This is a genomic window from Pseudomonas sp. GW822-FHT04C11 (genome assembly GCF_058800905.1).
This window is the reverse complement of the sequence record NZ_JBXAMS010000005.1, coordinates 223663-246320: the sequence shown is the minus strand read 5'-3', so window position 1 is coordinate 246320 and position 22658 is coordinate 223663. Positions and strand designations below refer to the sequence as shown.

Annotated in this window: 14 protein-coding genes; 10 read left to right on the top strand and 4 right to left on the bottom strand. The window is 57.3% G+C overall.

The window, feature by feature from the left end; all coding sequences use genetic code 11:
- Window positions 1–73: 73 nt before the first annotated feature.
- The gene (locus AC1RJ3_RS10830; protein WP_054593746.1) at window positions 74–1597 is read right to left on the bottom strand and encodes a fumarate hydratase; all 1524 of its coding nucleotides are present in this window, start codon (window positions 1595–1597) and stop codon (window positions 74–76) included.
- Between the two features lie 491 nt (window positions 1598–2088).
- Here AC1RJ3_RS10830 and AC1RJ3_RS10825 point away from each other — a divergent pair, with 491 nt between their 5' ends.
- From AC1RJ3_RS10825 to AC1RJ3_RS10815, 3 genes are read left to right on the top strand one after another with little or no spacing between them, the layout of a single operon-like run.
- A complete protein-coding gene (locus AC1RJ3_RS10825) occupies window positions 2089–3195 on the top strand; it encodes a GGDEF domain-containing protein (protein WP_493078861.1) in 1107 nt (368 codons plus the stop codon).
- Window positions 3188–4123 (top strand): iron-sulfur-binding ferredoxin reductase, encoded by a 936-nt coding sequence (locus AC1RJ3_RS10820; protein WP_347927855.1) that lies wholly within the window; start codon window positions 3188–3190, stop codon window positions 4121–4123. The genes AC1RJ3_RS10825 and AC1RJ3_RS10820 overlap by 8 nt, the downstream gene beginning before the upstream one ends.
- A gap of 28 nt (window positions 4124–4151) precedes the next feature.
- The gene (locus AC1RJ3_RS10815; RefSeq protein ID WP_493078858.1) at window positions 4152–4901 is read left to right on the top strand and encodes an enoyl-CoA hydratase-related protein; all 750 of its coding nucleotides are present in this window, start codon (window positions 4152–4154) and stop codon (window positions 4899–4901) included.
- Between the two features lie 216 nt (window positions 4902–5117).
- Here the strand turns inward: AC1RJ3_RS10815 and AC1RJ3_RS10810 are convergent, their stop codons facing one another.
- Both AC1RJ3_RS10810 and pyk read right to left on the bottom strand, forming a co-directional pair.
- Window positions 5118–6416 carry a hypothetical protein gene (locus AC1RJ3_RS10810; protein WP_493078856.1) on the bottom strand — a complete coding sequence of 433 codons (1299 nt, stop codon included), beginning with the start codon at window positions 6414–6416 and terminating at the stop codon, window positions 5118–5120.
- 255 nt (window positions 6417–6671) lie between these two features.
- Complete coding sequence (pyk, locus tag AC1RJ3_RS10805) at window positions 6672–8123, bottom strand: pyruvate kinase (RefSeq protein ID WP_054593742.1); 1452 nt, start codon at window positions 8121–8123, stop codon at window positions 6672–6674.
- 245 nt (window positions 8124–8368) lie between these two features.
- On the opposite strand from pyk, the gene AC1RJ3_RS10800 reads away from it, so the two are divergent.
- The 4 genes from AC1RJ3_RS10800 to AC1RJ3_RS10785 all read left to right on the top strand — a co-directional run bounded on the left by AC1RJ3_RS10800 (window position 8369) and on the right by AC1RJ3_RS10785 (window position 10650).
- Window positions 8369–8671, top strand: coding sequence for a hypothetical protein (locus tag AC1RJ3_RS10800; RefSeq protein ID WP_493078854.1), 303 nt, complete (start codon window positions 8369–8371; stop codon window positions 8669–8671).
- Window positions 8672–8798: 127 nt separating this feature from the next.
- Window positions 8799–9173, top strand: a complete 375-nt coding sequence (locus AC1RJ3_RS10795; protein WP_103315042.1) for a tetratricopeptide repeat protein — start codon at window positions 8799–8801, stop codon at window positions 9171–9173.
- 419 nt (window positions 9174–9592) lie between these two features.
- Complete coding sequence (locus tag AC1RJ3_RS10790) at window positions 9593–9952, top strand: PilZ domain-containing protein (protein ID WP_493079001.1); 360 nt, start codon at window positions 9593–9595, stop codon at window positions 9950–9952.
- Window positions 9953–10203: 251 nt separating this feature from the next.
- A complete protein-coding gene (locus AC1RJ3_RS10785) occupies window positions 10204–10650 on the top strand; it encodes a hypothetical protein (RefSeq protein WP_347927851.1) in 447 nt (148 codons plus the stop codon).
- 78 nt (window positions 10651–10728) lie between these two features.
- Here the strand turns inward: AC1RJ3_RS10785 and AC1RJ3_RS10780 are convergent, their stop codons facing one another.
- Window positions 10729–11118 (bottom strand): DUF6124 family protein, encoded by a 390-nt coding sequence (locus tag AC1RJ3_RS10780; protein ID WP_123584189.1) that lies wholly within the window; start codon window positions 11116–11118, stop codon window positions 10729–10731.
- Between the two features lie 564 nt (window positions 11119–11682).
- Between AC1RJ3_RS10780 and AC1RJ3_RS10775 the strand changes: the two genes are divergently transcribed.
- The 3 genes from AC1RJ3_RS10775 to AC1RJ3_RS10765 are packed head-to-tail and all read left to right on the top strand — an operon-like array spanning window position 11683 to window position 22630.
- On the top strand, window positions 11683–14679 hold the full coding sequence (locus tag AC1RJ3_RS10775) for a hypothetical protein (protein ID WP_493078851.1): 2997 nt from the start codon (window positions 11683–11685) through the stop codon (window positions 14677–14679).
- Between the two features lie 44 nt (window positions 14680–14723).
- Window positions 14724–18476 carry a Tc toxin subunit A gene (locus AC1RJ3_RS10770; protein ID WP_493078849.1) on the top strand — a complete coding sequence of 1251 codons (3753 nt, stop codon included), beginning with the start codon at window positions 14724–14726 and terminating at the stop codon, window positions 18474–18476.
- Between the two features lie 59 nt (window positions 18477–18535).
- Window positions 18536–22630 (top strand): Tc toxin subunit A-related protein, encoded by a 4095-nt coding sequence (locus AC1RJ3_RS10765; protein ID WP_493078848.1) that lies wholly within the window; start codon window positions 18536–18538, stop codon window positions 22628–22630.
- The last annotated feature ends 28 nt before the right edge of the window (window positions 22631–22658 follow it).

The following is a 22658-nucleotide window of genomic DNA, read 5'->3' as shown; positions in this document are numbered from 1 at the left end:
GTGAAAGTGACAGGCAAAAAAAGCCGCGCTGTTTTTGCAAACAGCGCGGCTTTCTTTTCCAGCGGTTAAAGGCTTATTGCACTTCTACTGCCAGGCTTTCACTGATTTTCTTCTGCCAGATGGCTGGGCCGGTGATGTGCACCGACTCGCCCTTGCTGTCGACCGCAACGGTCACCGGCATGTCTTTGACGTCGAACTCGTAGATCGCTTCCATGCCCAGTTCGGCGAACGCCACCACGCGGGATTTCTTGATCGCTTGCGCTACCAGGTAAGCCGCGCCGCCGACTGCCATCAGGTAAACCGCCTTGTGGTCCTTGATCGCTTCGATCGCGGTCGGGCCGCGTTCCGATTTGCCGATCATGCCCAGCAGGCCGGTTTGCTCGAGGATCTGGCGGGTGAACTTGTCCATCCGCGTCGCGGTGGTCGGGCCAGCTGGGCCGACCACTTCTTCGCGTACCGGATCGACCGGGCCGACGTAGTAGATGAAGCGACCCTTGAGGTCCACCGGCAGGGTTTCACCCTTATTCAGCATCTCGACCATGCGCTTGTGCGCAGCGTCGCGACCGGTGAGCATCTTGCCGTTCAGCAGGACGGTTTCGCCCGGCTTCCAGCTCTGCACTTCTTCGGGTGTCAGGGTGTCGAGATTGACGCGGCGGGCCGACGGACCGGCTTCCCAGACGATTTCCGGGTAGGCGTCCAACGGTGGCGCTTCCAGCGACGCCGGGCCGGAACCGTCGAGCACGAAGTGCGCGTGACGGGTGGCGGCGCAGTTGGGGATCATGCACACCGGCAACGAGGCGGCGTGGGTCGGGTAATCCATGATCTTCACGTCGAGCACGGTGGTCAGGCCACCCAGGCCCTGGGCGCCGATGCCCAGTTGGTTGACCTTCTCGAACAACTCCAGGCGCATCTCTTCGATACGGTTGGACGGGCCGCGTTTTTTCAGCTCGTGGATGTCGATGGATTCCATCAACACTTCCTTGGCCATGACCGCGGCTTTCTCGGCGGTGCCGCCGATGCCGATGCCGAGCATGCCCGGTGGGCACCAGCCAGCGCCCATTTCCGGAACGGTTTTCAGCACCCAGTCAACGATCGAGTCGGACGGGTTGAGCATGGCCATTTTCGACTTGTTCTCGGAACCGCCGCCCTTGGCTGCCACGTCGACTTCCACGGTGTTACCCGGAACGATCGAGTAGTGGATCACCGCCGGGGTGTTGTCCTTGGTGTTTTTACGAGCGCCCGCCGGGTCGGCGAGGATCGAAGCACGCAGGACGTTTTCCGGCAGGTTGTAGGCGCGACGCACGCCTTCGTTGATCATGTCGTCCAGGCTCATGGTCGCGCCATCCCAGCGCACGTCCATACCTACGCGTACGAACACGGTGACGATACCGGTGTCCTGGCAAATCGGACGGTGGCCAGTGGCACACATGCGCGAGTTGATCAGGATCTGCGCCATCGAATCGCGAGCTGCCGGCGATTCTTCACGCAGGTAGGCCTCGTGCATCGCCTGGATGAAATCCACGGGGTGGTAGTAGGAAATGAACTGCAGGGCGTCAGCAACGCTCTGAATCAGGTCGTCTTGCTTGATCACGGTCATGAGTCGCGCTCCTCTAAAAGACGGGAACATTCAATAAGGTGCTTGCAGTTGGGGTGCATCGGTCGGCTGCAAGCACCTTTCAAGGCACGCCGGGGTTGCTGGCGCGACGCTAAAAAGGCGCGGCAGTATAACGCGCCTCGAAGCCGGGCACACCCGCCGGCAGTCAAACCAAAGTCGCATAGGGTCAAGCATGCCCATCTGTTGGCAAACCTTTGTGGCGAGGGAGCTTGCTCCCGCTGGACTGCGAAGCAGGCCTAAAGCTTCTCACCTCGATGTCTCAGGCACACCTGGCCGGCCGGATTTGCGGCCGCTTCGCAGCCGAGCGGGAGCAAGCTCCCTCGCCACAAAGGTTTGCCTGGCCTGCATTGCATCGTGCGTGCCTATCACCTCAAAATTGAATGGTCATTCTTGAGGTGCAACACTAAAGTGACATCTGGCATTTCAGGGTAGGACACTGTTATCAGTCCCCCCTTCGCACGGTGAGCCAACGATTGACCCATAACGCTCTCCAGAGTCTGTTGCTCAAGCGCTTTATTCTGGCGACGGGCACCTATGCGCTGGTGTTATTGCTGCTGTGGCTGGCGATTCTCAGTGGTCACTATCAAGGCTCGGTGCGCAGCGCGGTAATCGGTACGCTGCTGGTGATACTCAGCCAGTCGGTGTTGTTCGCGATGTTCTCCACCGGGAGCAATCTGCGTTTTGCCGACCCTGGCCTGACTGAAGTTCAGGTGCTCCTGGGGCTTGGCTGGCAGACCTGGTTGATCGCTCATCTGGACTCGGCCCGTGGCGCCTTCCTGGTGTTTTACCTGTTGATTCTGTTATTCGGACTTTTCCATCTGCCGCGCCAAGCGTTCATCCGATGTGCGGCCTTGGTCTTTTTCAGCTTTGCGGGCCTTAACCTCTGGGAAGGTTATCACCTCGAGCCGGTCGACCCGGCGCTGGCGGCGCTGCAAGTCTGCGTGTTGTTTATCGTGCTGGTCTGGCTGACGCTATATGCCGGCTACGTTCAGACCTCACGCCAACGCATGCGCAAGCGGCGCTTTGCCTTGCAAGCGCATCAAGACACCTTGCGCGGGATGATGCGCCAACTCGAAGACCTGGTTGCCACCGACGAACTCACGGGGTTGTTCAACCGCCGGCATTTTCTACGCCTGACCACGCGCGAACTGCGCAGCATGGAAGAGGGTACGGTGCATGGTCTGGCACTGATTGACCTCGACTATTTCAAACGCATCAACGACAAGTATGGCCATGCGGCCGGCGATCAGGTGTTGCAGGCGTTCGCCGGTGTCGCCACGGCCTGCCTGCGTGAAGACGATGTACTGGCGCGTTATGGCGGTGAGGAGTTTGTGTTGTTACTACCCGATTGTGATCCCGAGCGCCTGACCTCTTGCTGCGAGCGGCTGCGCATTGCCTTTACCGAGGTCGAACTGGTCGGTCTGCCGGTGCAGGACCTGAGCCTGTCCGCCGGCATGACCTTGCTTGAGTCGGGCGACGATCTGGATGGCGCCTTGCAGCGTGCCGATCAGGCGCTGTATCGCGCCAAGCGTGACGGTCGCAATCGCTGCGCTGCCGCTTGGGAAAACGCCGATGCCTGAACTAAGGGTGGGCGATAACCAATGGTCGGTGGCAGCGGGTAGCAACCTGCTCGACGCGCTTAACCAGAAGGGGATGCACGTGCCCTACAGCTGCCGCGCCGGCAGTTGCCATGCGTGCATGGTGCATTGCCTCAAAGGCGAGGTGAGCGACCGACGTCCCGATGCGCTGAGCGCCGAGCAACGTGAGCAAGGTTGGCGGCTGGCCTGTCAGTGCGAGGTCGTCGATGACCTGCACGTAGCGGTATTCGATCCGCTGCGCGACGGCTTGCCGGCCACCGTCGAAGCTGCCGACTGGTTAAGTGCCAGCGTGTTGCGCCTGCGTTTGCAGCCCGAGCGGCCCTTGCGCTATCAGGCCGGGCAGCATCTGGTGTTGTGGGCCGGTAATGTGGCGCGGCCGTATTCGCTGGCCAGCCTGCCGCAGGAAGATCGTTTTCTGGAGTTTCACCTCGACTGCCGCTTGCCGGGCGAATTCAGCGATGCGGCACGCTTGCTGAAAATCGGCGACCCGATTCGCCTGGGCGAGTTGCGCGGCGGTGCGCTGCATTATGACCCCGACTGGCAAACCCAGCCGTTGTGGCTGCTGGCGGCCGGCACCGGATTGGCGCCATTGTTCGGTGTGTTGCGCGAGGCGTTGCGCCAGGATCATCAAGGCCCCATCCGGGTAATTCACCTGGCCCATGATGCCAGCGAGCATTACCTGGCCAAACCCTTGGCGGCGCTGGCGGCACAGCGTCCCAACCTGAGCGTCGAGCTGTTGACGACGGCTGAGCTGGCGGCGGCTTTGGCGCAATTACGCCTTGTTTCCCGGCAAACCCTGGCCTTACTCTGCGGGCACCCCGACAGCGTCGACGCCTTTGCCCGGCGCCTGTACCTGGCAGGGCTGCCGCGCAATCAACTATTGGCCGATGTCTTCGTGCCGCGGGGTTGAACGCGAAATCACTTTCACGAGACTCACCATGACGAACGCCATCCTGCTGGAACGTGAGCGCGGGCTGCTGACCTTGCGCCTCAACCGCCCAGACAAGAAAAACGCCCTGACCCGCGCCATGTACAGCCAATTGGCGGACGCCTTGCTACAGGCCGACGTCGACCCCGAGATCAACGCCATACTGATCACCGGCACCCGTGAATGCTTTACCGCGGGTAACGACATTGCTGATTTCCTCGAAGAGCCGCCAAGCGACCTCAGCAGCCCGGTGTTCCAGTTCATGCGCAACCTGCTGGAATGCCGCAAGCCGGTGATCGCGGCAGTGGCCGGCGCTGCCGTGGGCATCGGCACTACCCTGCTGTTGCATTGCGACCTGGTGTACATCAGCGCGGACGCGAAGTTGCGCATGCCGTTCGTCAACCTCGGGCTGTGCCCGGAATTTGGTTCCAGCCTGATCCTGCCGCGTTTGCTCGGGCAGGCCAAAGCTGCCGAGCTGTTGCTGCTGGGCGAAGGTTTCAACGGTGAACAGGCCGCCGCCTGGGGCATCGCAACCCAAGCGTTGCCCAGTGGCGAGGCCGCAGTGGCCAAGGCGCGCGAGATGGCATTGCGCTTCGAAACACTGGCGCCCGAAGCCGTGCGCATCAGCAAGCAGTTGATGAAAGCCCCGGACCGCGAACAGCTGCGCAAAGCGATCGAGGAGGAGGGCAAGCTGTTTGTCCAACGGCTGCGCTCGCCGGAAGCGATTGCGGCGTTGTCGGGGTTTATCAACAGATCCTGAAGGTTGCCGCAGCTGCCGAGCCCGCGATCCGGTTCTGTAGCAGCTGTCGAGCCTGCGAGGCGGCGTTCGGCTGCGAAGCAGTCGTAAAATCAGGCAACGCATTCTTACCAGAAAGCCGCGTATGCAGGATTTGCGAGGACTTCGCCCGACCGCGGTCCGCCTCTAACGCCGCCTCGCAGGCTCGACAGCTACTACGGGGGCGGTTCTGCACTGTATTCAACGTGAGGCTGCGGGGTTCAGGAAGCAGGCAATTAGCGCAGCGTAGCTGGCGCCGCCCCCCCAATCGCCCAAGACCAGCACGTTCCCGTCTTTTTGTAAGGTCATGGTGTTTGCGGCCGTGTAATGGTCTTCGAATCGAGTGGAGCTCCAACCTTTCCCGTGGCCAAAGTCGGTATCCAGTTTGCCGTTAATCAGGTAACGCACCACCAGGAATTCAGGGGTTTTGTCATCTTGAAATAAACGTCCAGATACGATGATTTTTCCATCAAACAGCCCAACACCCAAAAACATGACATGTTTTTCGAGGGATTGAAGCAGCACCTTGCCGCCATTGAATTCTGATTCAAATTCACCTTTATCGTTAAGGCAAACCAGCACACCCTGTGTCGGAGACGACACCCAACCGACTGCAAGAACAGCGCCTTTGGAATACTGGACGAGCTTTTCGAGCGAGGGACCGGGGTTCTCGAGCAGTTTGAAACCGTTGTCGGCGAAGGTGTGAACGAAAGAACCATCGTCATTGAGGCGAGCCACCATGCCATGACCTGCCAGTGTTCCGCACACGGTGATTTTTTCGTTATGCACCAAAATGTCCTTGATGGTGCTATTGCCCCAGTACTGATTGGTAACGGCGACATAACCGATGTTGTTAAAGGTGGTGTCAAACGAGCCGTCATCATTGAGGCGGATCAGTAACGCCACCGTGGCAATCCAGATCGGCATGTACACTTCCATGACCACATAAATTTTCCCATCCGCCACCGTGCAAGGCCCAGAGGCGTCCATGCTGGTGGTCGTCTGCGGTGTAAAACCCAGCCCAAGGTCTTTAGCAAGGTTTTCAGGCTGTTTGACCGTCAGCAGACCTTTCACGCCAAAACGCACATCCACACGCCCGTCGATATGAAGGCGAGCAAGCACAACTTCACCTCTTTTCGTATCGATACCGGACAGCAGGATTCTGGGTTCACCCCCGACGGTGAGAAAAAGGATCTGGCGCAGATGGGTGTCTTGCATCGGGCCAAAACGTAAGACTACATATCCATCCTTGCCGAACGCTTTATTTAAAGTGCCATTCTTGTGCAGGCAGGCGATACCTAGCTTGTGGATGATGTCAATGCCTTCGGCGTCGACGCTGCCGCCGACATAGATCTTGCCGTCGGGGCCTTCGGCAATACATTCGCCTGAAGTATCTCGTGCATCGGGAAAACGCAGAATGACTTTACCGTCTTTGTCTTCACCAAATTCCGGGTCGAGATCACCCGCGGCGCGAGCGGTCAGTGCTGTGTATTGGCTCATCGTTCTATTCCTTTAATTGGAGTGGGTTGTCCGTCAAGGGCTGCCAATGACGAGCCGCAACAGTCAAGCGTGAGAATGCCTTGATGACAGCGATAGCAGCGGTGGACGGAATCGATTAAAGGGGGTGAACGGAAGGGCGTCTACTGTCAGATCTGACAGGTGAGAAACGCTTAAATCGTCTATCTGATTATTTTTAAACGAAAAAAAGCCCCGCCATTCACATGGCGGGGCTTTTGCGTTTCAGCGCTCTTTTACTCAGACCATCTTGTCGCCAACGTGCAGGATCTTCATGCCGTTGGTGCCACCGATGGTGTGGTAGCTGTCGCCCTTGGTCAGGATGACCCAGTCGCCTTTCTCGACCACACCGAGTTTGAGCAACTCGTCGATCGCAGCCTGGCTGACTTGTTCGGGCGGCAACGATGCCGGGTCGAACGGTACGGTGTAGACGCCACGGAACATGGCCGCGCGGGCCTGGGTTTCGCGGTGCGGGGAGAAAGCGTAGATCGGCACCGAAGAACGAATGCGCGACATGATCAACGGCGTGTAGCCACTTTCGGTCAAGGCGATGATCGCCTTCACGCCCGGGAAGTGGTTGGCGGTGTACATGGCGGCCAGGGCAATACTCTGGTCGCAGCTTTCGAACACTTTACCGATGCGGTGGCTGGAGGTTTTGCTGGTCGGGTGCTTTTCTGCGCCGATGCAAATCCGTGCCATGGCCTGGACCGCTTCGAGCGGGTATTGGCCGGCGGCGCTTTCTGCCGAGAGCATTACGGCGTCGGTGTAGTCAAGTACGGCGTTGGCTACGTCGGACACTTCAGCGCGGGTCGGCATCGGGTTCAGGATCATCGACTCCATCATCTGGGTCGCGACGATCACCGCTTTATTGTGGCGGCGTGCGTGCAGGATGATCTTCTTCTGAATACCCACCAGCTCGGCGTCGCCGATTTCCACGCCCAGGTCACCACGGGCGACCATCACGGCGTCCGAGGCTTTGATCAGGCCATCGAGGGTTTCGTCATCGGCCACGGCTTCAGCGCGCTCGATCTTCGCCACCAGCCAGGCAGTACCGCCGGCTTCGTCGCGCAGTTGGCGGGCGTATTCCATGTCGGCGGCATCACGCGGGAAGGACACGGCGAGGTAGTCGACTTCCATTTCGGCGGCGAGCTTGATGTCGGCCTTGTCTTTTTCAGTCAGGGCCGGAGCTGTCAGGCCGCCACCGCGACGGTTGATGCCTTTGTGGTCCGACAGCGGGCCGCCGATGGTCACGGTGCAATGCAGTTCGGTGGCGGTGGCGGTATCAACGCGCATCACCACGCGGCCGTCGTCGAGCAGCAGCTCGTCGCCCACGCCGCAGTCTTTCACCAGGTCCGGGTAGTCGATGCCGACCACTTGCTGGTTGCCTTCGGTCAACGGATGGCTGGTGGAGAAGGTGAATTGATCACCGATCTTCAGCTCGATCTTCTTGTTGGCGAATTTGGCGATACGGATTTTCGGGCCTTGCAGGTCACCCAGCAGGGCAACGAAGCGCCCGTGCTTGGCAGCGAGGTCACGCACCAGCTTGGCGCGAGCCTTGTGCTCGTCGGGGGTGCCGTGGGAAAAGTTCAAGCGGGCAACGTCCAAGCCAGCCAGAATCAGCTGTTCGAGAACTTCCGGCGAGTTACTGGCCGGGCCAAGGGTAGCGACGATTTTGGTACGACGGACGGACATGCAAAGACTCCTGAGTTCAAGCGCTGGGTGAGGCTACTATGGTCCGATGCTGTAGTCATTGTTCGTTTGCACTACTTTTCATTTGTTTCTTTAAACGAACATTCCTGAAAATTTTCGGATCCGTTCATTGATAAGCACCTGCCGTTTGTCGGCGCTGTTAGTTTTAACAGGTAGGCAGGCATTAGGGGGCGGGGTTGAATGCTCTGGAGGCTCGTCAAAAGGTGACGAGTCAAGGAGATGACAACATGACCACGGACACCCAGGTACTGATTATTCCGGTAATCGTGCAACCGGTAGAGGGCGCAACAGAGCAAAACAAGGTCAAGGTATCGGGCATCGCTTCTAAAACTGAAAAAGGCGACGTTGTTGAAATCGTAAAAGCAGGGAGCGGCCATTTTCTTTTGAGACGCGAGGTGTCAGAGGACGATCATTGGTCAGGTACGTTGGACGAAGATCTGCCCAAGGGTGTGCATATGATTACGGCACGCCTGATCCGTGGCACCGGCACCGGCCCTTGGTCACCGGCTCGAACATTTACGGTCGACTGACCAGGATGTTGTCGTTCATTAAAAAGCCCACTGAGCCTTGGCGGCTCAGTGGGCTTTTTTCGCTTGATCCTGTTATTGAAGATTTTTCCCAACGGGTCGATACAGAGCACAAGACAGGAGAACCCTCATGCGATTCGTGCTCATTGCCGCCCTTGCCCTCAGTGCCACGGGCTGCACCCGTTGGTCGATGGACCATCATTTGAACAACGCCTACCGCGCTTATGACCGAGGCAATTGCGAGGACGCGATGCTCGAATTGTCCCAGGTCGATCGCAACAGCCGGGCGCGGCGCTATATACAGCCGGAAGTGTCGATGCTGCGCGGCCAGTGCCTGGAACGTCAGAAGCTCTATGTCGATGCGGCCCAGACTTACCAGTTCATCATCGCCCAGTACCCGGACAACGAGTACGCGTACCGTGCCCGCGCGCGGCTGGAAACCTTGCAGTCGCTGGGTTGGTACCCACCGCGCAGCAGCGCCAAAAGTATGCCCGCGCCTCTGTAATGGTAAGTGCCTGATCCCCGTCAGCCAAGAGACAAGCGTGCCGAACGCAAAACCTGTGGCGAGGGAGCTTGCTCCCGCGGGTCGGTCCGCGCTCGGGCGAAGCGACCCTGAAATCAGCCACCGCGAATATTCAGATGGAACGCGATTAACCGGATTACGACCGCTTCGCGGTCGAGCGGGAGCAAGCTCCCTCGCCACAATTGATCACCCGTCGATAGATATTCGTTAACTGACGAGCATCAGGGTGTGTGTGCCCGCCTTGAGCTAATCTTCGATTAGCGTGTTTTAGAATGTTCAACCTAAACCATGTTGATACCTGTGACCGGCAACGGAATCGGGGAGAGCGCTCCTGTCTGTCAGGCACGTTCCGAAGTATCAGTACGACCCTGCTCAAGGGGCTTTCCAAAGTGATAAACAGCCTGTTCACTGACCGTCGGATCGAGCGGCATCAACTGCCGTATTTTCTGAGAGTGTTCAACAGTGTCACCGACAAGCCTGTCGGCTTTATCGGCAATGTCACGGATGATGGCCTGATGCTCATTTGCCCGTTGCCGATGATGGTCGGCGCAGCGTTTGACCTGCGCTTGAAAATCCCGGCCAGCGAAGGTGTCTTGCAGGTCATCGACCTGCGTGCCCGTTGCCTGTGGTGTCGTGAAGACGCCACTCCCCACCACTACGACGCCGGTTTCGAGGTGCAACGCGCACCGGTTGAATACGGGCAACTGGTGAGTGCCTTGCACCAGTACTTCAGCTTTTATCCGATGCCGGCTTCGGTCTGATGCAGCAAAAGATCGCCTGCGACTGGATCCCCAGCATGAGCTTCTCCGAACGTTGGACGACACAAGAAGTGTTGCCAGGATCGGAGGCATGTTATTTCGAAAACAGCATTCTGGTTAATCAATTGGCGATAAAAAATCTGTTTTTATACCTGCCATAAGTGACAGTATTCGCGCCCGTTTTTTTTGTTTAGTTTTGGATTGACGCCGTTACGAGGTCATCTGAAGTTTACTGAATGAAAGGGAGCACTATCATGAACACCAGAGTCGAAGGTTTGTCGCAAGAAGCCAAGCTCTTGCAGGCATACACCTGTGATCTACCAGATCCACCTGGGAGGTTTTCTGGAGAAAAATTCATTTGTGGAAAACAGTCGGATGGCAATTTTTACGTGTATGCCAAACAAGGCCATTCATTAGGCGAGAGTGAGGTAAGCATCGTGTTACCTCCGGATGTGAAGACGAAACGTTACGTTATTGGTACCGAAGCAACCGCCACGTATATGCTTACAAGACCAGATGGCACCTATTTACTCCAGATGGGTGTATCAGGTTGGGTCGCCATCATAGTGAGTGCAGATGGAACGCGTGTGGAAGGCACGTTCCAATTTACTACGTATACAGGCAAAAGAATTCAAAACGGCTCATTCGACTTGGTGGTGGCAACTAAGTCCGGGGCGCACCCACCACTTGCTCTGGATTGAGTATTACCACCAATGCCTCTATCCACAGAGGCATTGGACTTGAGCGATGAAGGCTGCGATCTTTTGCCGTTCAACGCGTTACAGCTGAAGCCCGTACTCGATCGGCTGGATCGGGTACTCGTTGTCCAGCGCCTTCTCCACCAACAACAACCCGTGCTCGGTCAGCTGATGGATCGCCAGCGCCAGGTTGCGGTGCTTGTCTTCCAGGTCGTCGGACAGGTCGAGGATCAATGTGCTCACCGAGCAGAAGGTCTCGTAGGTGTAGGCCATCAAGGCTTCGTTGTTGATGTCGGGGAGCACCGCGAAGAACTTCAGTGAGCGCCGTTCATAGTCGCGCGGGTTGCCGGTGCCGGGTTTGAGGTAGTGGTCCAGCGCCTTGTGGGCGGCGGCGTGGAGCTTTTTCGAGTCGGGGGAATCGTAGGGGGAAACGTTGTCGTATTCAGGGGGATTAGGCGTGGCTTTGAACATTCTGTTGTTTCCTTGAGTGGGGCTGCCACCGACTCGCGACTAAACGAGGGGTGGCGGCTGAACGCAGGTTAGTCGACCGGGAGGAAACACGAAAAACCGGCGCGCCCGAGGGCGCCCTGCGCACAGCCACCATAACGTTCAGGGATAGGGAATACCTGACCATCTGGAGCGCAGTGCACCTACGTGTAACCTCCGAGCGACTAAACCCGATCGCTGATGGGCAGCGATAGGACTCACGTTAGCCGTGGCGAACAAGGTGCACAAGCCGGCGGATTCTGGCGGATGTGTAGGCTGCGGCGCAAGGAGGTGTAGCCGCTGACTGAGGGGTTGAAAACACGAGGGGGGAAGGCGAGGAGATCAACTATACCGTTCGTCAGAACTGTCAGTTTTTACAGGTGGTATGAATTCGGTTTTAAGGTTTCAAATGTCTTCAATGAAGTGGCAGCTATGCCCGTCTTGGAGCACTGAACCATGTTGGATGAACCAGATCACCTGTATCAGCCGGAGCAAACAGACCAACCACGGCTCACTCATTTACCCTTCGTTACGCCAGGTGACAATCACATGATTTCGCGTACCGGGGCGGAATTTTTGGCTCAAAAATTTAACGATTCCAATGGCAGCGCGAACCTCGTCGAGGTGGATTTCTACGATGGGAATAATGTTAACTACCACAAACAATCTATTTCTGGCCCCTCAAATCCTCTCCGGTTCGTGCCGAACATTACTCTGCGGCCAGGAAGCTGCGCCCTTCACTACAGATATCGAGTGGGTACGTGGTGGACCGTTTGGTACGACACAGGATGGTTTGTTGCAGTAGAACCGCCGATTATTACGGATCCACCCGTATCCAGTAACATTCTAACGTCCATAACTCCCTTGATTAAAGGCTCAGGACAACTTGGTTATCAGGTACAACTCATACGAGGCACTGACAGTGCACCTCTGAGTGGTTCTGTCCATGTGGGGTTTTCTCGTAATTGGGAGCTAAGGGTTACTGCTCCGTTAGTCGGCCGAGAGCACACTATCTCGGTTTTGGAGACTCTGCCCGGCCATGGTGGATCGGCCCGTGCGGCAAATCGAAATTTTGTCGTGTTACCACCATCTATTACCGTTCCGACTGAAAATCAAAGGGTGGAAAGTAACGAGCGGGTGCTAGTTGCCGGAGTCAACGCAGCCCCTGGTTATCCCGTTCATATTATGAATAAAGGCGGAACTGCTGATTTTGGACTTACCGAGCCTGCAAATAGCGATGGCTATTGGAGTAAGTATCTTGATTTACGACACATAGTTGGCCCTTTATCGATTACGGTCCGGCACGTCGAATCTGGCAACGAAGGATGGTCAACGGTACGCACCTTTACTCTTTTTCCCCCTATGGTTATTCCAGCCATCACTGCTCCTGGCGCCGATACCGAGCAGAATCAAACCTTCACCCTCTCAGGTGTCGGGGGGATGGTCGGCGCAACCGTCGAGATATACGAGGGCTTTGAGAGCGTTAAGCTCGGTGAAAGTGGCGTGCTGACAGGGGCGAACTGGAGCGCTCAAGTCGCCGGACCGCCTGGGCGAAAAGGGCTTGTTGCGTTACAAAAATTGGATGGGGCTACATCAGGGCGTAGCGCCACCCGCTTCTTCAAAATCCGTCCCGCTCAACTGGCCGTCACCGTGACGCAAGGGGACGATGAAACCATGGAGTTCTCCGGCGCCGGGTTTACCGGTGCCACGGTTGAAATCAGAAAACTCAGCGGGCCGGGTGAGCCACCGTTGACCATTGCTAAGGTCGCAGCGAGTCGATGGGAGGCGACCGTCAGTAACTGGCCACCAGGCAATTACACGATGTCGGCGATCCAAAAGGTTTCCTATAACCCTGACGGGTGGATTACATCGGAGCCGGTTCAGTTTGTCTTTACCCGGGCACTACCCATCCCGACCGAAGTGAGCTACACGAAAGAATACACCCCCACCTTCTCCGGAAAGGGTTATGAGGGGGCGACGGTCGTTCTCCTCAACGATTTGGGGGCAACCCCGGCTCTTCCGGATACCACCGTGAGGAATGGCGCATGGACAAGCACAGCCTTGACACCGTGGGGACCTACCCACAAGCGCAACGTCCATATCAGGCAGGTCCTGAATGACCTGTGGTCTGATCCATGGATTACCGTCGAGGTGACCATTGCGCCCTTGGCGCCAGAGATCACTATTACCGACGATGGATTGTCGCCGATCATCACCGGCAACTGCTGGCCTGGGGCCGTGGTCAATCTGACCTACAGCGACAGCGCCACCGTACATAAACCTACCCTCACGGACGACACCTGGACCTTTCAACGCACCCTTCCCTTTGACCACGATGTCACTCATACAGTCACCGTGACCCAGACGGTCGGCTCGCAAACGTCGGAATCGGCGAGCAAGATGTTCACTATCCCGCTCCCCAAACCGGTCATCACATCACCTGAGCCAGGTAAAGACGAAGAGGTTGGCCCTGACCTGATCGTTAAAGGTGACAACGGGGTGAAGTGCGCCACGGTGAAGATCCGGGACGCTCGAGACAGCTCAATAGTGGGTTCCAGGCTTCTAACCGAAGACGGCCCTTGGTCAGTGACTTTCGATAAGCTACCGGCGTTTCGTCGATACAGCATTGACGCGATGCAGAGCAATAGTGTGCGGGAGTCGGAGCGTAGTGAGGTGTGCACGTTCACGGTGTTGCTGTTGCCGCCATCGTTCGAGGTGCCGCAGCCAGAAGGCGATCTACCGCGCAACTCAATCATTTCAGGCCGAGGCCTGCCCGGTGCCCAGGTTTCGGTATGGCGCCAAGGCAATCCGGAGCCTTGGCTTCGCGAAATTCTCGTTGACGACCGGGGTCACTGGGAGCGCCCGCTGATGGAGTTTTTTGTCGGAAAAATAGTCATCTGGGCCACGCAAACCTTTGAGCAGCAGACGTCAAAAGACAGTCCCCTGCTGACCTGTAACGTGGTGCCGAATGCGCCGTTCATGGAAACCCCCGCCCCTGACGCATTCGTACAGAACAAGGTGGTGTGTTCCGGGTTTGGTTATACGGACAATACGGGCGATACGGTCACAGTGGCGTTCGCCGATGCTCCGCAAACGGAGCTGGGGCAAGTCCAGGTTCTTGCTGACCGGAGCTGGTCAATGCGGATCACGCTCGCCCGTCCGGGCGGCATCCATAAATTGATCGCTGTGCAATCGCGCGATGGCTTCGCTTCTGCGCCGTCACCTGAACGACAGATTCAGTTGGGCGCTTATCAGCCGCAGGTCAATGTGCCGACAGAGGGTCGCTGGGTCCCTGAACCGGTAGCGTTCGAAGGCAAAGGCCAGGACGGTGTGGGTGAGCTGGTTGCCTGGTTCAACCCTGATCAAACGCTGGTTGACGGCATCGAGATCGCGGAGACGGATTGGAGGGCTACGGCTCAAGTGAAGCTGAGGCCGGGGGGTAATTGGGTCTGCTTTCAGCAACGCCTCGCGGGTGGAACGGAGTCATCTCGCTGGGCCGAAAGCGCACGCTTTGAGGTTGGCCCGCCGGAGCCTTCGTCTGAGTAACAGCCTTCAAGGCTTCCGACGAGCGGTCGGCGTTACTGTCAGTTATGACAGTAGACGCAGGCTTCGCTCTGGCACCAAATTCAATCAGTGAATTGAACCCGGCGACGCCCTCACCAGGGTTTCAGCGTCCTGTCATCCATACAAGGAGTGTCATCATGGCTGCCTCACCGCATAGCCCCCTTCGGCAGATCTACTGCGAAGTGTTCAGTGAGAAACAGCGCAAGGTTAATGATTTGCTGAGCCAATACATCGAACAGGATGGATCGGTTTTCCCTCTGGTGGCAAAGGGTGTGGAAGGTCTGGTACGTGACTTCGGCTTGAACCGGGATGACGCGCAAGTGTTTCTGTGGCGTTCCAATGCCTTGGCAATCTATGTGCGACGGCAGTTTATCGAGCAGGAGTTGACCGGCGATGAAACAGAACACATCAGGCCGATGAGCGGGCTTTTATCATTGGTGCCGGGACCCAGTTTTGAAAAACTTTTTTATCCTCCCTTTGATAGGTTATGCCCGCCTGATGCCCTGGAGTCGGTGACTTCGCCGGTCGCGTATCTGATTGAGCTGCTGATGTGGATCAGAGACAAAATCGAATCTCGTGGTGATAACAAAAAAATACCACTCATGGAGCGGCGCACGGATCTACTGCCGTTGCCCATCGATCACAAGGCGGTGCATCAATCGGTGTCATCGGTGGACATTATCGTCCGGGTGCTGGAAGCGTTTATCAAGGCCCACGGTCAGGCGGGCAGTGATATCGATGATGCCCTGCGCGAGGCCCGTTATCCCAACGGGCTGCCCCATTGCCAGGACTGGAAGACGATCGATTTTGTCGCCCGGCACCATGACCTGTCGGTAGGGGCTGTGGCCCGTGTGGTCGATCGGTCCTATCCGTACTTTCTGCAACTCAATGCCCTGGGGGGTTATGGGGAGCGGGCCTTGCTTCATGCGTCTCGGCTGGGGCCTTATCAGCGGAAGTTGTTGACTGAGGAGCCCTTTCTCGGAGGTGACCCAGAGGTTTTGAATGCCTTTTATCAGCTGAACTTTGGAACCTCTCCTATTGAGAGGTTGAATATGAATCAGGTGCGCTTTTTCTGTGAAAGAACAAAACTCGAAGCCCTGGAGGTTGAGGCGCTGCTATCGACTCAAAGCTTCTCCCCTGTGCGATCTGACAATGTGCCTCTGAAAAAGGACGAACCGTTAATTCCAAGTGGTGAGCAGTCGGGCTCGGTTTATCTCAACGCGGGTGTGAGTCCTTCTGTCGGTATCGATTTCAGAGGTGGATTGGACGGGCCCCTTCACCGGTTAATAAATGTTAGCCACACCCGATTCGACCGAATGAACCGCAAGCTGCGCCTGGACAACTGGCTAGGTCTGCCCAGCGAGCAAGTGGATTGCCTGCTGATGGCGGCAATCAATGCCAATGTGACCCCTTGGGTGCTTGAGCCCGAGTGCTGGATATCAGAAAACACCCTGCAGGCCATCGGCCTGTTTCAAGAGTTACGCGAGCGTTATGGCTGTACCGCCGAGGACTTCGCGGTGTTTATCTACGTGCTGTCGATTTTCGGCCGTGGCGAAGTGCTGTCGCAGTTCGATCGCATTTTTAATGCTTCGGTGCATTTCCCCAAGCCGCTGCAACTCGATGGCCACGAGTTTCCGGTGTTTCCGGTGCCGGGCGAGGACGCGTTAACCGTCAATCAACTCTGCAGTGGCCTGAAGATTGACCTGCATACCTACCGTCACCTGGCACAGGCAATTGCCCATGCCCATGGTCGCGAGGACACGCTGATCTGCGACCTGGCAACCCTCTCAAGCTTTTACCGCATGGTGAAACTGCCCCGAATGTTGGGCATCAGTCCGGTCGAGGGCATTCTGTTGCTCATTATTCTGGGGGGGGACAGTTGGCTCAAGGCGTTGGCCGGCGTGCCCGTGCTCAAGTCGAACAAACACGAAGGCGTACCGGATGCGCTGAACATCATCCAGGCCATGGAGGCCTGTGTTCGCTGGTGCAATGAGCGTGAGCTGTCGGTGCTCTGGATGCTGCAACACGCTTCACCGGTTGTGGTATCGGCGGTATCGTCGAATGAGCAGGAGTTGTTCGAACAACTGCGAAGTCTGCTGTCTGCGGCCCTGTTTTCCGAAACTGCATTACTGATGGCCGGTGTCCCGCCGCTGGCGGGCGGTGCGAGCTGGCTGGATTTACTGACCGCTCTGGTCGACAGCAACGGGTTGGTTCAAGTGCTGTCGGAGGCGATTGAACTCGATTACCTGACCTTTGCCCGCGAGAGGCTCGATGAGGCGGTGAGAATCGGCATTGGCGAAGGCGATAAAGAGTCGCGTGCGCTGATCGTCGAAAAAATGCTCGGCGTATTGCTGCAAGCCAGGGCTGGCCAGGTGTCGGTGATCAAGGAATGCCTGGCGGTCTATGCCGGTCTGAAGTCCGAGCTGGTATTAACGGTACTCACCTGGGCAGGCGGGACGGTTTATCAGGTGCTCAAGTCTGCGCTCGAAGGTGCAAGGCACGATGACGGCGCCGCAAGTGGACGTCGGCGGCAACAAGCAGACGAAGCTGATCCGCTGCTCGAACTATTGGCCGATGTGCAGCGCCGCAGTGCGGTGGTGGTGAAGCTGGACCTTAGCGTCGAACTGCTGGAGGACTACCTGGCCTACGGCTATATATCGTGGCTGAGCCGCGACAACAAACATGAGTTCACGCTGAGTACCCTTTATTACCTGACGGTGCTCAACCAGGCCTTTGCGTTGGGTCAGCAGCCACCGGAAAAACTGCTTGATTACCTGCGTCAGGTCAACGCACTACCTGAGCCTCTCTCTGACGATGCCCTGGCGCTGGCCCAAGAGACTGCGGCGATCAGGCTGGCGATTTTTTTCGCCTGGAGCGTCCAGGAAGTGCGCGAGTGCGCAAGACGGGTCGACCCGGAAAAGATGCTGATCAAGAACCTCGCGCAGTTGGATCTGTTGATCCGCGTCCGTGAGCTGTCAGCCCGTAGTGGCATGGATGCCCAGACGATTTTCCTGATGGGCATGCTCCCGGCAGAAATCGACAAACCGGCTTACGCACTGGCTGCCGAGCATGCACTGCTCAGCCTGAATGCCTCGCCCGCGCCATTGATCCCCAATGAAGATGAAGCCCTGGAACATATGGTCACGCTTACCAGCGAGGTGGATCCTAGGGTGCTGGTGGCTAATAAGCCGGGGGAAAAAGCCACCTTCAAAGTGACCGTCAAGAACCATGCAGGCAAGGGCTTGAGCGGGGTCAACGTGTACTGGAAGACCTCACTGGGCAGCATCAAGCAGACCGCTACCTGGACAGATGGAGTGGCGACCGCCGAGTTTATTCCGGACAAGGTCATGGGCACGGCAACGCCACGCTTCTGGCTGGACCTGTATGAGGAGCAGACAGCGCAGAGTGTGAAAATCGGTGCCGATGAAACCTCAATGTTTTTTCCGGGGCCGCTCAAGTCCCAGGTGCCGGATGGCGTCGTGAAGGCTGGTGCGCAAGTCGAGTTGTATGCCGTGATGCAGGACCATTATGGCAATCGGGGTATTGGCATGCCAGTGAAGTGGACCAGTAAGGTCAGGTCTGATCCCGGGATCATGCCTTTCTTGTTTATCCGGCCAGACGAGGGTGTAACCAATCAGGAGGGGATCACGCGAGTCTTCGTCTCCAGTCCCACAGGCGGGACATTCGAGGTCGGCGTCACCAGCCGGGACGGTTCTGTAACAGCAGTTTTTGACGCTATTACCTTCGCCGCTCCTCCCGTCGTTGAAGCGGATGCTTGACGGTCAGGTGCCCTCTGCACCGACGCGTACACCTTGGTGAGACCTCAGGAGCAAGGGTTATGGAAAACAACAAGATCGCAGGGCTGCTCGAACAGCGTCGCATGGCATTGCTTGAGTATTGCATCGGGCAGGTGAGAAAGGGCTCACCTCCTGCTGACGATAAGTTCAATTTCCTGAGAACACCGGCGGACCTGCTTGAACTCCTGCGCATGGATCCGCTGGACAGCTACTCGGTGCAAAGTTCCTGGGTCGCCCAAGCCATCAGTAGTGCCCAGCAATTCATCCATGCGGCGTATCGCAAGCTGGAACCGGGGTATTCAGATTGCGAGTTCGATAAACGGGATCTGCAAACCTGGGAGCTCTACAACAACTACCCGGATTGGGCGGCGTTGATGATGATCGCCCTGTACCCGGAAAACTACATCACCCCCTATGTACGTCGGCGCAAGACCAGCCTGTTCAAAACCCTTGAGGACAACCTGAACCAGACGCGCCTGAGCACTGATTCCGTGCAGGTGGCATTGCAGGAATACCTGCAAGAGTTCGAGCAGACCTGCAACCTGAATGTCATCAGCTGCTATATGGACGGCACCTCGCTCACAGCGCCCCTTACACCCACGAAAGCAGATTATTACTTGGTTGCCCGGCAGCGGATTCAGCCTTTTCAGTATTTCTGGCGCAAGGCCGAGGTTGAACTGACGTCCAGTAGCCGGGCTATCAACCCGGCCGCGTGGCGTGAGTGGCAGCCGCTCGAGATTCCAGTCGGGGATAAGGTGCTGGATATACGGCTGGTGTTCTGGGGCGGACGTTTGTGTGTGGTGTGGGGCGAGTGGCGTGAAGGCATTGCAGCGAGTGTGGACTTCGTTCCTCCCGTGCTTCCCAAGTTGGAGATCAAATTGGCGTTCATGGCTCAGAACGGTCATTGGTCAGCACCGTTTTTATTGCACAGCAAGGAGCAGAATACCGACGTCTCGCTCGGCAGCCGTTTGATCGCGACGGTGTTGGTCGATGAGCAGCATCCCAAAGGCAAGTTGGGGGTGTTGTTGACCAACCGTAGCCGCCAGGGTACGACGGCTCCCGCGAATCCTGTCGATGTGTACCTGGTACGCGATGTCCTGTTCCGTGAGGTTACTGAAGATGGGCGTTGGTTGGGGCCATTGGCAGACTATCGCTTTGTCGATTCAGGCATCGTGCAACATCCGATCTTGCGACAAAATCTTCCGACTATTGTCGAGTCCAGCGACCCTACCGGTACGTTGACGCCTTACTACTCCTTGCAAGCGGTTGTTTTGCGTGTTGGCAAGGACGATGTTCTTCTGGTCAGGGGGCTTTGCGCGGTGAAGCCTGATTTCGCCGGGACGAACAAGGCCTTCGATTTGACATTGCTCAATCCGGCACCAGGGGATCCTGCTCTGATCAAAGGACTTTTTTCCGATAGCGGTGGCTGGAGTACTCCCTGGATGCCTCTTCGCCGGGGGGCGGACGATTTTACCGGACCTATCACTTATACATTCGGTGGTTCTGCCCCAGAGGATCGCCTCGGGCGCCAAAAATATGTAGTGACAGTGGGCAAGGTTGCCTCTTTTGACCCACCGTCTCTGGACAAGACCAACGCCCAGGGCGCGCAATTTCTCACGCTCAACCTGCCTGTACCGTACCTCAAACAGGTGCGTCTGAACTCGCTGTTCGGTCCCGATCTGGTGCAGCGCGCCAATATTTCGGTCGAGGCCGTGTTGGACTGGCTGACCCAGCATTTGAAAGAGCCGAACCCGGCATCCGGTTCTTTCGACGAGCCAAACGGGCCGTTCGATGGCGCCAACGGGCTGTTCTTCTGGGAACTGTTTTTCCACCTGCCGCACCTGGTGGCGTCACGGTTGAACGCTGAAAACCGTTTTCTGGAGGCGCAGCAATGGCTGCATTACCTGTTCGATCCTCAGGCCCCGGTAGATTCTAAAACCGACCCACACAAACCCCTTTACTGGCGCTGCCGCCCCTTGACGGGGCCCGACAACCCGGGCTGGGAAGCCGAGGCGGTTACCGACCCGGATCAGATCGGTTATTCGACACCCAGGCATTTTCGGATTGTGGCGTTCACCGAGTATGTAAAAAACCTGATCGCCTGGGGTGACTGGTATTACCGCCAACTTACCCGTGACAGCCTGGTAGCGGCGAGGTTGTGTTATGTGCAGGCCGAGTTTTTGATGGGGAAGCCCCCTACGGGGAGAACCGTCAACCGCTGGACGACGAAAACCGTCGGCCAGTTGTTGGCTGATACCTCTTCCCGACCTGCGCTGGAAGCGTTCGAGAAAAAACTCGCGTTCACTCTGGCGGATCTGCCAGCCAAGGCCGAGGTGGCACCCATGCTGGGCATGCTCGGCATCAAAGGTTTTGATATACCGATCAATGAGCAGTTGCTCGAACTGTTCGCCTTGTCCGGCATGCGCCTGAGTAACCTGCGCGCCAATCTCACTATCGATGGTAAAACGCTGGATATTCTGCTCTTCAGCCCGCCGACGGACCCCAAACGGTTGCTGCAGGATCTGGCGGCTGGCGGCGCTGGTTCGCCACGGCCAATGGGCGGGCAGGTGCAAGTCGTGGCGTTCCGTTGGCGGGTCATGTTCGAAGCCGCGCTGCGGGCGGTGCAGACGTTGCAGGATTATGGCAACCAGATACTGCGCCTGCTCGAACAGCGTGATCGGGCTGAAATGGAAACGTTGCGGCACAGTCATCTGGTGGACCTGGGGGCGTACGCCCAGACCTTGCAGGAGCAAATCATCGAGCAGATGACAGCGAGCGTGGCCGCGTTGACGCAGAGCAAGGCGGTGGCGACTGAGCGTGCTGTTGCGTATGAGGCAAAGGTTGAAAGCAATGTGAGTGCTGCGGAATATGAGGTAATGGATGCCCTGTTGTTGGCGAAAATCTTCAACGGTGTGGGTACAGGGTTCAAAGCGGCGGGAGCAGTCGCTAAAACAGTCGTCCCGAATAAAGCCGGTACGTCATTCGGTGTGGCGAACCCCGGGGGGATACTCGAAGGGATTGGTAGCGCTTTCGATATTGTTGCCGCTGTGCATTCCCTGCAAGCCGAGCGAACCGCCACCAACGAAACCTACCGCCGTCGTCGCGGCGAATGGGAACTGCAAGGTCAACAGGCACGGGCTGAAGAGCGCGCACTCACCGAGCAAATCACCGCGCAAAATCATGCCGTCGAAGCCGCCAGGGCCAACCTGCGGCAAACCCTGCGGGCCAATGCCCACGCGCTGACGCTCTACACCTTCATCAAAAAACGCGCGACCAATGCCGAGCTGTTCGGCTGGCTGCTGGGCCAACTCAAGGCCCTGCATTATCAAGCCCATGACGCCGTCGTCAGCTTGTGCATGAGTGCGCAGGCCTCGTTGAGCTTTGAGACCGGAGACTACGATTCGCAGATTCTCCTGCCACAGGTCTGGCTGGACGAGCGTCACGGTCTTACGGCGGGTGAACATCTGCGGGTGCACCTGTTGCGCATGGAGCATGAATACTTGCATCGCCATGAGCGAAGGCTGGAGCTGGTCAAGACGATTTCCCTGCGGCAATTGTTCAATGACAAGGATGTGGATCCGCAAGAAGGTTTTAAAAACTGGGAGGACGCGCTGGTGGAGCTGCAACGCACTGGCACGCTGGATTTCAAACTCACGCAGTTGCTCTTCGATCGCGACCACCCGGGCCACTACTGCCGGCAGATCGGCAGGTTGGATGTCGATATCCCCGCGCTGATAGGGCCTCACGAAAATATCAAAGCTACGTTGTTGCAGGTCAGCAGTATCACCGCCACCAAGGCCTCGACCCGTTCGGTGGAGTACCTGCATAACCTCGAAAAGATAGCTCCGGCGGATGTGCGGTTCAACCTGCGCAGTGGCCAGAAAATCGCTTTGTCGGTGGGCATTGGTGACACCGGCATGATCACGGTGAAATCCGATGAAGGTTTGCTCAACCCCTTCGAATGCACCGGGGCAGTCTCGCGCTGGACACTGCACTTCCCGTGGCCACTCAAGGAGCCACAACAATCCATGTTGGCCTCGCTGACCGACATCATCCTGCGCGTTCATTACACCGCCAAGGTGGGCGACCCGACATTCACCCGAAAAGTCGAAGAGCTGGTCAATCGTGTCGATTGATAGATGGCGGATCGAACACTGATACACA